The following is an 11,670-nucleotide window of genomic DNA, read 5'->3' on the forward strand; positions in this document are numbered from 1 at the left end:
ATAGAAAGAGGTCAGATAGAAAGAGGTCAGATAGAAAGAGGTCAGATAGAAAGAGGTCAGATAGAAAGAGGTCAGATAGAAAGAGGTCAGATAGAAAGAGGTCAGATAGAAAGAGGTCAGATAGAAAGAGGTCAGATAGAAAAACGCTCAAACACACCTTCTTTGTATAAGGATAAGACACTATCTGTGAATAAAGAAAAACCGGGTACTGTAAACAGTGATAAGAAAGCAAAGAGTACCAAAGTGCAGAAAGATAAAGAGATGCTGTATACAGAAAATGAAAAGAATAAAAATACAAGTAGTATTGACGCAAACAGAAAAAACAACAGTTCAAAAAAAGGCATTCAGACTTCTGAAAAGACAATAAACGACAGTGAAGAGGAGCCGCAGTCAGAAATGACTGCGCCTATCAGAACGGCGAAGATAAGCAAAAGGGATCGGAGCACTCTATCAGATTCATCCCGTATTCCTGCTGCGGATAAAAAGCTTCGCCGCTTCTTTTCTCCTGAAGAGACTAAAAAGGGAAAGGTTGCAGATCAACAAGAGCCGGAGATTACTTTAAATGGACAACCTGGATCTGTAGAACCGGAAAACGTACTGACTGAAAAAGGAGACAAAAATAAAGGAGAAAAGCAAAAAGGAAGCGGTACCAAGAGAAATCAGAAGAAAACATTGATCGTGAAATCTACAAATGGACAACCTATGGACATGAAACCAGAAGAGACTTCATTTGAAGCAGATACACATATACATCGACTATATACAACTAATTACCTGGCGAATAAAGAGGAGAGATTATATCTGATACCTCTGACCGGAAAATCCATTCAGGTAAACTGGGCGAAAGGAAAGAATTTTGTGATACCGCCACCTGTAGATACTATTAGTAAGGTTGGTAATCAACCGGATATCAAACCATTAGTACCACGAAAACCTTTCCCATTGGGAATCCGGTTTGTGGTAGCACCTGATCTGACTACAGTAGGTTTTCGCAATTTTACGCAACCTGGTACAAGTGCAGGGATTATATTGGAATATAATATCACAGATCGGTTACTCATTACAGCGGGTGGGATTTATTCTAAGAAGATTTATAGTGCAGGAAAAGATGATTATCATGCTACTGGAAGATATATGGACTCTCTTTATAATGCAGGGTACTATTTAAAAAAAATTGATGCAGACTGTAGAATTATAGATATTCCAATCAATATCAGATATAATGTATTTCAAAATAAAATAATAGGAAGTAATTGGTTTGTGAGTGTAGGTGCATCATCATATTTTATGAAACGAGAGGATTATGATTTTCGCCTAACTAAATATGGACATTATAACAAGGATGTAGAGTGGGGAATCAGCAATTCCAATAATCATTTTTTTGCTGTAGGAAACCTGTCTATCGGATATGAACAACGTATGGGAGAACATTTCTCCTGGCAGGTCGAACCGTATCTGAAGATACCACTGGGTGGAGTTGGGTATGGGAAGGTTAAGCTGATAAGCTCAGGTGTGTTCTTCTCAATCAAATACCACCTGTCTAAACAAAAATAATCACCTGATTTTACTGGCGAGCAAGTATGTTTTTCATCGTTTTCGACGATGTACAGCTATCGCTTTGCCTTTTGAGTTGGGTGATTCAAATAGAAAAGTAGATAAGTAATAGAAAATCTTAAAGTAGCGCTTTAAAGTGTAAAACTATAGCTATAGAGAGTTAGATCCGGATTATGTCACACAGACGTGTGTGATTACCATTTTTAGTTTTAACACTTAATTAATTCAGTAACACCATGAAACCTTTATTTAAAAGTAAGGCATTTGCATTTTTGTTTTCTCTGGCTGTACTAGCCGGCCTGATTGTAAGTTGTGATGACAATGATAGTCCTGGCCCCAATAAGGTAACTACTCAGGTTAAGCTGGCTACCAGTAGCACACTGGGAAGTTATCTGGTAGATAGTGCAGGATATACATTATATTTCTTTACACTCGATGCTGACGGAACAAACCATTGTGCATCTGGTAATTGTATGGCTGCCTGGCCAATTTACTATAAAGCAAACCTGACACAGGAGATGCTGGGAGAGGGTCTTTTATTGGCTGATTTTGCAGAAATAACAACTGCAAGTGGAGCCAAACAACTGACTTATAAGGGATGGCCACTATACTATTATTCTCCTACATCAAATGGTATTAAGGAGCAGCCCGGAGAAACCAAGGGCGAAGGAGTGGGTACTGTATGGTATGTCGCTAAAACCGATTATACCATTATGCTGGCTAATAGACAATTGGTTGGCCAGGACGGGAAAAACTACAAGAGCGACTATACAGAAGGTACAGGCGTAACTCAGTTTTTCACAGATGGTAAAGGACGTACATTGTATACGTTTACTGCAGACTCAAAAAATACAACCAGTTGTACTTCCAGTGGTTGTAAATCTACATGGCCTGCCTTTACTGAATCACTAGCCAGTGTTCCTTCTGCCCTGGATAAATCTTTATTTGGAACCATAGATGTAGATGGGAAGAAGCAACTGACCTATAAAGGATGGCCACTATACTATTTCGCTCAGGATTCCGGACGGGGTATGACCAAGGGGGTGAGTGTACCAAATCCTGGCGTATGGCCTGTAGCCATTAAGGATGCAGTAGAAGCTCCTAACTAATCCTTCTCAGCTATATATGATTTATATGCCATTTAATTATAAACCTCTAAAACTAAAATTGATATGAAAAGATCCGAATTTCTTAAAAACCTGGGTTTAAGTAGTGCAGCCCTGATGTCTGTTTATTGTTTGGGAGGGCTTACTTCCTGTGCCTCCGAATCGCCTCAACCCAATAACAATACCGGAGGAAATAATGGCGGTGGCAATACAGTAGCCGGCTTTACAGGCAATGCAAAAACCTCAGCAGGTAAAATCAGTTTTACACTTGATCTTACTACTGACAACTTTAAATCCTTACTGACTGAAGGATCTTATCTGTATCCTAATAGTGGAGATGTAATTGTGGCAAAAGTAAAAGGAGGAGGGTTTGTTGCCCTTTCCAAAGCGTGTACCCATCAGGGAACTACTGTTACTTATCGGTTGAACCAGAATGACTTTTACTGTGACAACCATGGGTCTGAATTTTCCACTACTGGTTCAGTGGAAAATGGTCCGGCAACTGCTGGGTTGACGCTTTATGCTGCCAGTTTGGATGCTACTACCAATATCCTCACTGTTTCTGCTTAAGCTGTAAAGGGTAAAGCTTTACTGCTTTACCCTTCTCTACACTCGTTCAGGTAGTACAGTAAGTAGTAGTTTCAGCAAGTAGAAGCGTCTACATACTATTCATCAGATACAAAACAGGCAACAACAATCGCTTACCTATGAAAAAATACAGTATTTTTTTTCTTCTCCTCTTCTCGGCAATACTATCGACTCCTGAAAATGCATTGGCTCAGGATGATTTATTAGGAATGATGAAGTCTGACAGCAATACGGTCAATTATATGACAGCAACCTTCAAGTCCACCCGGATTATCAATGGCCATTCGGTGGAAACAGTAGCAAAAAACCATATGGATTTCCGTATCTCACACCGGTTTGGAACGCTCAATAGCGGTGCCTATAATCTGTGGGGGCTGGATATGGCTTATATCCGTTTGGGCTTTGAATATGGTATCACTGATCAATGGATGATAGGGGTAGGACGGAGCAATACAGATAAAACTTATGACCTGTTCACAAAAGTGAAGCTCTTGCGGCAGTCATCAGGCACAAGAAATATGCCTTTCACAATGACCTTCTTTGTCAGCAGTGCGGTCAATACGCTGCGCTATACACAGGAAGATCGGTCCTTTGTCTCTCGTTTCGCCTATACCACCCAACTGATTATTGCCCGAAAATTCAGTGAAAATCTTTCCCTGCAACTCACCCCAACACTGCTGCACCGAAACAGAGTGGAAAATGTAGGTGAGAAGAATACGGTTTGGGCCTTAGGTTTGGGAGGTCGGTATAAACTCAGCAAACGGGTATCGTTCAATGCCGATTACTATTATGTATTGCCCGATCAGTTAGATCCGCAGTTCCATAACTCACTGGCGCTGGGTTTTGATATTGAAACAGGTGGACACGTTTTTTCTGTACACTTTACCAACTCGTTGGGCATGATTGAAAAGCAATTCATTGGGGAAACAACCGGACAGTGGGGAAAGGGTGATATTCATTATGGATTTAATGTTTCCCGTACTTTTTCTTTCAATAAAAACGCCCGACGTTCTACTAAATAACAACTTCCATTTTACAACCTACGAAACATATGATGTACCAATCTGTTAGCCTCCGTGTTTTATGGCTATATAAGCCATCTTTCTTATGGACAGTATTGTTTTGTATTGGAGCATCTGTACTCACACAGGCTCAAAATCTTTATACATCCTCTTCTTCAGAGGTTAAGTTCTTTTCGAGTACACCTCTGGAAGATATCGAAGCAGTCAACAAAGCCAGTCAGTCCATGCTGAATGGGGTAACAAAAGAAATTGCTGTGAAAGTGCCTGTCAAATCATTTGTATTTCCCAAAAGTTTGATGCAGGAGCATTTTAACGAGAATTACATGGAAAGTGATAAATATCCCTATGCTATTTTTAAAGGTAAAATCAATGAGGCAATTGATTTTACTAAGCCAGGTACTTATGATGTGTCTGCAACTGGTAAATTAAATATTCATGGGGTGGAAAGAGACCAGACTATCAAAGGAAAGCTGACTGTACAGTCAGGAAAGGCCTTGCTAGATGCAGCTTTTGATGTCTTACTGGTCGATCATAAAATCAAGGTTCCGGAAGTGGTGTTTGCCAAGATTGCTGAAAAGATCGCGGTCACCACACATTTTGTCTATGTGCCGTATGAGAAAAAAGCACAATAGTATTTTGTTTCAACAGTGTGTTAGGATTTCCACATGTTCCTATTACTATAGCCTCGGGATTGGAGTAACGGGAGTTTGTTCTTCCGTTACTCTGTAGATTCAGCTTCTGAAGATTCGGTTATAGTTTCAGACGACTGATAGATCGCTGCCATGTACTGAATCTTTTGTTGAATACGGTTTTGAAGTCTTTGTGGGGCTAGTACTTTCACAGTTTCTCCAAAGCCAAGAATTTCCCGTTCCATTTCATAATTGATCTGCACATCCAGAGATATCACAACTCCATCTTCGCGTGTTTCCACTATCTGCTGACTATGATGAATGGGCTTAGTTAACACATAGGGTGCACTATAATTGTTGAGTAAAAGCAGGATTCTTTCGGTAGGTTGGCCTTGCATAATAGTTACTCCAACAATATCCCGAAAGTAATTCTCAATATCCAATGTTTCGTTATCGCAATACCATTCCTCACTGGGCTTGATTTCAAGAATACGATCCAATGCCAGCAGTGTTTCGAATCTGGCTTTGTGTCGTATTCCCAGCACAAACCAGCGGTTTCGATACTCCTTCAACAGATAGGCATGAAAGATAAATGTTTGAGCAGACTTGGCTTTAAACGATTGATAGGTAATACTCAAACATTGTTTTTGCAAAATAGCCTGATAAATCACTTCAATATATTCCAGCCCTTTGAGATTGTCATTTTTCTCAAAATCAATAATGGCACCTCTCTGAGTCTTAGCTGTACGTATTTTGTCTTCCAGGCGTTGTACCATGCCACTCAACTCCCGAAAATGATCAAAGCCTTTGAACTGCTTCAGAATCTCTGTCACTTCCTTTAATGTATGCAAATCTCCATCCGTCAGCGGAATGTTGGTAATGGAGTAGGTGGGGTCTTCATAGGTATAATACTTTTTATCAAGCACTATAATGGGTGCATTGTAGCCCAGTTTCTCACTCCGCATCATTTGAATATCCATCTGTACGGTACGACGGCTTACTCCTTTGTCAATGCCTTCATATTCATACAACATATCTGAGCACGCCTCAATCAAATCCTCCAGTGTCCATTTACGGTGACGATTGCGCAAACAGGTATCTATAGTCTGATAACGGATCAATGCATTGCGATTGATAGGCATAAAAGGATTATATATTGAGTGTTTTGAGAAAAGTTTTCAAAAAATAGAAAAAAGTTTTTACTACGCAAAAAGACTGCGCATTGGCAGCCCAACTTTGTATCGTTGATTGAATGTAAGATTTAGTACAGGTACTGTTTATGGTTTACCTCATTTGTAAAAATTGTACTAGAAAAATATCTGACTTTCTGGTAAATCAGGTTGACGACTTGAATGCTCTGAACGACGATAACTATTTTGAAGATGAAGAGAATGTATATATAAGCCTTAAGAATGGAAAGCAGGCTTACATGGGGTATCATAAAAACAGAAGTATTTCTTTTGATGGATGTTGTGGCTGTAAAGAAGATGGACCTTTAAATAGGATTTGTGCTGGTTGTGAGGTTGCATTGGGAAGAGAGGTATCAGATTGTGAATCTGTCTATCATTATATACGAATTGTAAAAACTTCAATAGATGTAATTGAAGTGACTACACAACATGAAGACAAGTTATACACTATGGAGAAATCCTTAAAATTTAATGCTGCAACAATAGAAGAATGGCTTGTCTTACTGAAGTGGAAACCCAAAGAATTTGCAAAAAGAGTAAAAAAGATTTGAACTACAACTATGGAAGCTTTATATCAGACAGTAAAACAACGCAAACGCCCTGAGGATGTGGCAGAGATGATTCTTACTTTACTGGAAGGAGAGTTGACACAGGATGAAAAGCGTATGCTGGAAAAAGCAGCGCAGGGAAGTTTGAAGAAACACTTCTATGCATATACTTCCATGGCTCAGGATTTCTTTAAGCCCATAGGTGCTGAAAAGCAGGTAAAAAAAACGGTAGAGTTATTTCGGTTAAACAATGCTAATACTATAGATGCTGATGATCCGGTTGCTGTAGAGGCATTTATTCAGGAAATCTCTCCAATGATTTATAAGGATATGGGTAAAAACCATTACCTGAATGATCGGTTAAACAAAATGCAGCGACAGGCCGAAGGGATGGATATTTCCAAACGACAATACAACAAATTGTTTCGCCGACTGCGGTTTATGGAGAAAAAGCTGAGAAAGATGAATCGTATGGCTCAGAAATCAGAGTATGAGCAAGTGGCTAAACATGGTCTGGCACACCGGTTATCGTATGAAGAGTTCATAAAGGATAAGTACACAGCTTGTTTTATTGCATACTATACTACACGATGTAATCTACGTAGCGAATTTACGATTTCAGGACAACAACGTCCCTATGATGAGATTGCAGATATGCTATATAAAAAGTGCACTCGGGAACAGTCTGTACATCAGATTTTACGGAATCATATTTTTCGAAAAGATGTATCGGCTATTGTCAATACACCTAATTACAAAGCAATTTCCTATGTATATCCGGACCCCAAGGTATTAGCGCATCTGTCGGATGTAGAGAAAGGGGAACTGTTGGGGCAATGGACTAGCGTCTTGCAGGAAATTGCAGAGTTTCTGGCTCAACTATGGGAAGAAAATACCATTAACCGTACCACCATGGTAGTAAAACGGGGAAACGATTCGTCTACCTGGAATCATACTGCTGGGGCCTGGAATAAAGCACGCGATGCCTGGATGAATCTGATTTATGCTTTAGGGTTGGAGTTTATACTGGATCAGATGTGTTTTGGAAAAGTACTGCGACTGATGGCTGCTGATGTAGTTGCCTGGCATTATCGGGCAGGAGGGAAGCTGGATCCTAATACAGAAGTTTGGAGCAAGATTCCGTTACCCTGGGAAGTGTTTCGTGAAAAAGAAATCTGTACACGATCACTAGTAAAAGAGGCTTGTCACAATGCAGGATTGGATGCTGAGCAATCAGGCTGGATTGCTCCCCGACCTCATGGAGTGGTTGCTTTTCGCCCAACACCTGAACTGGTACATGGCGTGAGTGTAGGAAGCCCATTTTTAGCCTCTATATTGAGAAAGCATGGCTATTTCTCAGGAAAGGGGTTGAAAAAAGTGGAAATTGAAGCAGGTTAATCAATAGAAAGTATAAAGGTCTTGAAAGATGTCGTAAACGATGGATACTTCGCAGCTACCCTTGGGGAGGAACGATATAGTTGACTTGTGCAGCAAAATCGTCCGGTTCGACTCCGGCTATGCAATGCCCCGCTTCCATTATTGCTTGTTACTCTTTCATGTATAGTGAAAACCAATCGGGATAGGCTCAGGGGTAGAGCAGTCGGCTCTGGACCGACCGGACGCAGGTTCAAGTCCTGCTCCCGATTCAGATTCTGAATGTAGTTCAGTGGTAGAGCTTCCGGCTCTTAACCGGTTAGACACAGGTTCGAGTCCTGTCTTCAGAATCAAACGAGATAGTTCAGCGGCAGAACGTCTGGCTCTCAATCCGGATCGACGCAGGTTCAAATCCTGCTCTCGTTGCTTATTGTTTTAGAGAGCTAACGGTAGTGGTTAGCTCTCTAATCAATGATATTAGAAAATAATGGGTCCTTCGTACTTTGTTTTTGCTACAGGAGTCAATTTCTTAACTGAGGCATCTGACAGGTTAAATGCTTTCTTTACCTGGTTGTAATCATTGTAATCAATATTTAATGCCTTACGGGCATTAGGTGAAAAATCAGCAGGAATTACTACAATACGGGCTACCCGGTCGTTCATAGCACTAGGCAAATTCTGCCCCACTGTATAAGCATAAATAAATACATCCTGATATGTAAAGTCAAAATCAATAAATGCATCTTCTACAAATGGGTCACCAGCGGGCATTAACTTCCAGATATCCACTCCGTTATCTTGTCCAGTGAGAATATAGGTTAAGGCAACATCCGAAGGCTGTATATTATCCTGGGTTGGAAAGGTATAATAGATGCCATAGTCATTGCTAGATGTCAAATCAAATTCAACCTCATAGGCAAGTGCTAGTGGACCTGGAGCACCTTGGGGGCCAGCAGGTCCTTCTGGCCCTTTACAGCCAACCAAACCCATACATAAAAGTGCGATAAATCCCAAAAAAGACTTTGTGAAAGTGTACATAGTGTGTGTGGTGTTGAACTCTTTATCTATACCAACTTAGTGGATAGTTGTAAAGAGCGTGAAACAAATAATATGTATAAAAGTGATAGGCAATAAATATGCCATTTTAAAGAGAGTAGTATCTCCAGGTAGTAAGATTATTATTTTTTCCTGACTTACCTACTATTGAATCAATGTCAGAGAGATAAAGTATGTAATAATTTGAAAAAAAATATCTGCTACGCAAAAAGATTGCGTACTGGTGTTTCAACTTTGTGCTATCAATACAACAACGAAGACTATCTACTGTTTACAGCTATGAAATTTACACCAACCGGCAATACTACACAACCAACAGTCAACTACATGGGTGGCAAAGCCTATACGCTACAGGCTGAGATGGAGCTATATACTACAGTAGTGAGTGCTATGCTACAGGATTCCTATTACGAGAAAGCAGATGCCCGACTGGAGCGAATCAAAGTATTGATTCCAAAGGTTGATCCATTGTTTGTGGCAAAATTGGCTGTATATGTTCGTGAACAAATGTATTTACGGTTAATGCCTGTAGTATTACTGGGTGAACTGGTGAAGGTACATCAGGGAGATAGTTTAGTCAGCAGAACGGTTGAACGTGTGGTACAGCGTCCGGATGAAATCATGGAGTTGCTGGCCTATTACCAGTTGACCAATGAACGCAAAGAAGCTAAAAAGCTAGGCAAGCTTTCAAAGCAGATTCAGAAAGGGTTGGCAAAGAGCTTTAATACGTTTGATGCTTACCAGTTCGCTAAATACAACCGTGAGACAGCCGTTCGGTTGAGAGATGCATTGTTTCTGGTGCATCCTATGCCTAAGGATGATGCCCAACAGGAGATCTTCACACAGATTGCCAGTGATACACTGCCTGTTCCTTATACCTGGGAAACTGAATTATCTCAGTTAGGACAACAGTCATTTGCCAGCGAAAAGGAAAAACAACAAGCAAAAGCGTTGAAGTGGGAAGAACTGGTATTGAGTGGAAAGCTGGGTTACATGGCATTGTTGCGTAACCTGCGAAACATTCTTACTCAGGGAACAGATCATGCGTTGACAGAAGCACTAAAACAGATCGCCAGTGAAGACAAAGTAAAACGCTCTAAACAGCTACCATTCAGGTTCTTGTCAGCTTATACAGAGATTGAAGCTGTAGCTAATGATACAAATAAAGCAAAGATCAAAGCTACTCAGGATGCTCTTGAAAAAGCTGTACGGTACTCGTGTAACAACATTCCTGTATCCAAAGGAAAAACTCTGATCCTGTCAGACAATTCCGGAAGTATGTTTGGGGATATGGGAGGAAAGTCAGTTGTTTCAGCAATGAGTCGTAGAACAACCGCCGATATCGCCAATCTGTTTGCTGTCTTGTACTGGGCTCAGTCTGAAGATACAGAGATTGGATTGTTTGGTGACAAGCTGGTTTTTCCGGAATTAAAGCGAAACGCTTCTGTATTCGAAAACTTTGAGAGTATCAACAATGCTGCCCGTACATGTGGACCCAGCACAGAGCAGGGAATCTTTAACATGATAGAAAAAATGATACATGAGAAAATTATGGTAGATCGTATTGTAATCTTCTCCGACTGCCAGATTGGAGCCCGATGCAACTGGTTTGATCATAAACGACGGGTAGGGAACGACTTTGGAAAGTTATTTAACGAATACAAAAAACTGAATCCGAAAGTGGTGACTTATAGTGTGGATCTGAAAGGATATGGTAATACTCTTTTCGAAGATGGCGTGATGACTGTGGCTGGGTGGAGTGAGAAGATTTTCGATATGATGGTTGCTATGGAAGAAAAGGAAAGTGTATTGTCCGTCATTGATAAAATTGAGATATAGAACCCTCTGGCCTTTTGCAGGCCAGAAGGGTTTCAAAGAAATAACAGATGCCGTAGATAAGGGATACTTCGCTGCTTATTGTATAAACCTTTAAACCCGATTTAATTTCTTTCTAATTAAAACCTCTCTTATTGCCTGTCGCTCTGTTATAACACAACTAGTCAGCACTAAACTGACTTATAAATTCCAGGTGCCGTAGAAAAGAGTTACTTCGTTTGGGACGATGTGGTCGCAGGTTCGAATCCTGCTCCTGCTTAGGCAGGATAGCTCAGAGGTAGAGCACATATGTTCTCTTTTCGCTTGTTGCCCTTGTTTTTGATCCTTTAAAATTGGTAAATCAGATGAAAGTCTATTGCAAAGCCTGTCATACAGCATTAACTCCTGATTTACGTTATTTGCCTTATGCCTCCCTAACTAATGAAGAGGATGATAGGCCTTTTTTGCCACAGGGATATTACTGGATTAGTGATGGTAAGTGTTTTGCTAATACGGGAGGCAGAGTTGTAATTCATATAGATGATCTGATTAATACAATGAGGCATTCAGATCCGGAACGATTACAAGGATGTTGTGGTGTATCGGGTTGTTATGGTCCCAACCGTATTTGTATGCAAAAACATGAAGTGGCTAGTGAATATTCAGATTGCTGGATGCCTCATGCCATCATATTTGAGAAAAATGCAGTATATACTATAGATTACTAACATCCTCCTCTAGCTCAAAAGGCAGAGCTACGGTAAACCGAAACCGTGGAGTGTTGGGAA

10 protein-coding genes, 3 tRNA genes and 1 pseudogene are annotated in these 11,670 nt (G+C 40.4%); 12 read left to right on the plus strand and 2 right to left on the minus strand.

Translation table 11 applies throughout. From position 1 onward, the window contains the following. The 5 genes and pseudogenes from QNI22_RS36920 to QNI22_RS36940 form a co-directional block, all read left to right on the plus strand. Nucleotides 1–1,554, plus strand: a pseudogene (locus QNI22_RS36920) (hypothetical protein); the annotation flags it as partial. A gap of 236 nt (nucleotides 1,555–1,790) precedes the next feature. Beyond that, a complete protein-coding gene (locus QNI22_RS36925; RefSeq protein ID WP_314519234.1) occupies nucleotides 1,791–2,663 on the plus strand; it encodes a hypothetical protein in 873 nt (290 codons plus the stop codon). 63 nt (nucleotides 2,664–2,726) lie between these two features. Then, the gene (locus QNI22_RS36930) at nucleotides 2,727–3,230 is read left to right on the plus strand and encodes a QcrA and Rieske domain-containing protein (protein WP_314519236.1); all 504 of its coding nucleotides are present in this window, start codon (nucleotides 2,727–2,729) and stop codon (nucleotides 3,228–3,230) included. A 137-nt stretch (nucleotides 3,231–3,367) separates the two neighbouring features. Then, complete coding sequence (locus QNI22_RS36935) at nucleotides 3,368–4,270, plus strand: DUF5777 family beta-barrel protein (protein ID WP_314519238.1); 903 nt, start codon at nucleotides 3,368–3,370, stop codon at nucleotides 4,268–4,270. A 29-nt stretch (nucleotides 4,271–4,299) separates the two neighbouring features. Further along, entirely contained in the window at nucleotides 4,300–4,902 is a 603-nt protein-coding gene (locus QNI22_RS36940; RefSeq protein ID WP_314519240.1) for a YceI family protein, read from the plus strand. A gap of 86 nt (nucleotides 4,903–4,988) precedes the next feature. Here the strand turns inward: QNI22_RS36940 and QNI22_RS36945 are convergent, their stop codons facing one another. Continuing rightward, a complete protein-coding gene (locus QNI22_RS36945; protein ID WP_314519241.1) occupies nucleotides 4,989–6,041 on the minus strand; it encodes a helix-turn-helix transcriptional regulator in 1,053 nt (350 codons plus the stop codon). 137 nt (nucleotides 6,042–6,178) lie between these two features. On the opposite strand from QNI22_RS36945, the gene QNI22_RS36950 reads away from it, so the two are divergent. The 5 genes from QNI22_RS36950 (at nucleotide 6,179) to QNI22_RS36970 (ending at nucleotide 8,437) form a co-directional block, all read left to right on the plus strand. Then, the gene (locus tag QNI22_RS36950) at nucleotides 6,179–6,640 is read left to right on the plus strand and encodes a hypothetical protein (RefSeq protein ID WP_314519243.1); all 462 of its coding nucleotides are present in this window, start codon (nucleotides 6,179–6,181) and stop codon (nucleotides 6,638–6,640) included. Nucleotides 6,641–6,649: 9 nt separating this feature from the next. Then, entirely contained in the window at nucleotides 6,650–8,035 is a 1,386-nt protein-coding gene (locus tag QNI22_RS36955) for a hypothetical protein (protein ID WP_314519244.1), read from the plus strand. A 175-nt stretch (nucleotides 8,036–8,210) separates the two neighbouring features. After that, nucleotides 8,211–8,283: transfer RNA gene (locus QNI22_RS36960), tRNA-Gln, on the plus strand. A gap of 5 nt (nucleotides 8,284–8,288) precedes the next feature. Next, a tRNA-Lys gene (locus tag QNI22_RS36965) sits at nucleotides 8,289–8,361 on the plus strand. Between the two features lie 3 nt (nucleotides 8,362–8,364). Next, nucleotides 8,365–8,437: transfer RNA gene (locus QNI22_RS36970), tRNA-Glu, on the plus strand. A 51-nt stretch (nucleotides 8,438–8,488) separates the two neighbouring features. On the opposite strand, the gene QNI22_RS36975 is transcribed toward QNI22_RS36970, so the two are convergent. Next, nucleotides 8,489–9,049, minus strand: coding sequence for a hypothetical protein (locus QNI22_RS36975; RefSeq protein ID WP_314519246.1), 561 nt, complete (start codon nucleotides 9,047–9,049; stop codon nucleotides 8,489–8,491). A 297-nt stretch (nucleotides 9,050–9,346) separates the two neighbouring features. Between QNI22_RS36975 and QNI22_RS36980 the strand changes: the two genes are divergently transcribed. Further along, a complete protein-coding gene (locus QNI22_RS36980) occupies nucleotides 9,347–10,906 on the plus strand; it encodes a TROVE domain-containing protein (protein WP_314519248.1) in 1,560 nt (519 codons plus the stop codon). A 341-nt stretch (nucleotides 10,907–11,247) separates the two neighbouring features. After that, nucleotides 11,248–11,610 (plus strand): hypothetical protein, encoded by a 363-nt coding sequence (locus tag QNI22_RS36985; RefSeq protein ID WP_314519249.1) that lies wholly within the window; start codon nucleotides 11,248–11,250, stop codon nucleotides 11,608–11,610. The last annotated feature ends 60 nt before the right edge of the window (nucleotides 11,611–11,670 follow it).

Origin of the sequence: Xanthocytophaga agilis, assembly GCF_030068605.1 — a bacterium.
Classification (GTDB): domain Bacteria; phylum Bacteroidota; class Bacteroidia; order Cytophagales; family 172606-1; genus Xanthocytophaga; species Xanthocytophaga agilis.

Bases quoted from the DNA above. Each gene is read 5' to 3' on its own strand.
- QNI22_RS36985 (WP_314519249.1), top strand. From the start codon at position 11,248: ATGAAAGTCTATTGCAAAGCCTGTCATACAGCATTAACTCCTGATTTA.
- QNI22_RS36955 (WP_314519244.1), top strand. From the start codon at position 6,650: ATGGAAGCTTTATATCAGACAGTAAAACAACGCAAACGCCCTGAGGAT.
- QNI22_RS36945 (WP_314519241.1), bottom strand. From the start codon at position 6,041: ATGCCTATCAATCGCAATGCATTGATCCGTTATCAGACTATAGATACC.
- QNI22_RS36925 (WP_314519234.1), top strand. From the start codon at position 1,791: ATGAAACCTTTATTTAAAAGTAAGGCATTTGCATTTTTGTTTTCTCTG.
- QNI22_RS36975 (WP_314519246.1), bottom strand. From the start codon at position 9,049: ATGTACACTTTCACAAAGTCTTTTTTGGGATTTATCGCACTTTTATGT.
- QNI22_RS36930 (WP_314519236.1), top strand. From the start codon at position 2,727: ATGAAAAGATCCGAATTTCTTAAAAACCTGGGTTTAAGTAGTGCAGCC.
- QNI22_RS36980 (WP_314519248.1), top strand. From the start codon at position 9,347: ATGAAATTTACACCAACCGGCAATACTACACAACCAACAGTCAACTAC.
- QNI22_RS36940 (WP_314519240.1), top strand. From the start codon at position 4,300: ATGATGTACCAATCTGTTAGCCTCCGTGTTTTATGGCTATATAAGCCA.
- QNI22_RS36950 (WP_314519243.1), top strand. From the start codon at position 6,179: ATGGTTTACCTCATTTGTAAAAATTGTACTAGAAAAATATCTGACTTT.
- QNI22_RS36935 (WP_314519238.1), top strand. From the start codon at position 3,368: ATGAAAAAATACAGTATTTTTTTTCTTCTCCTCTTCTCGGCAATACTA.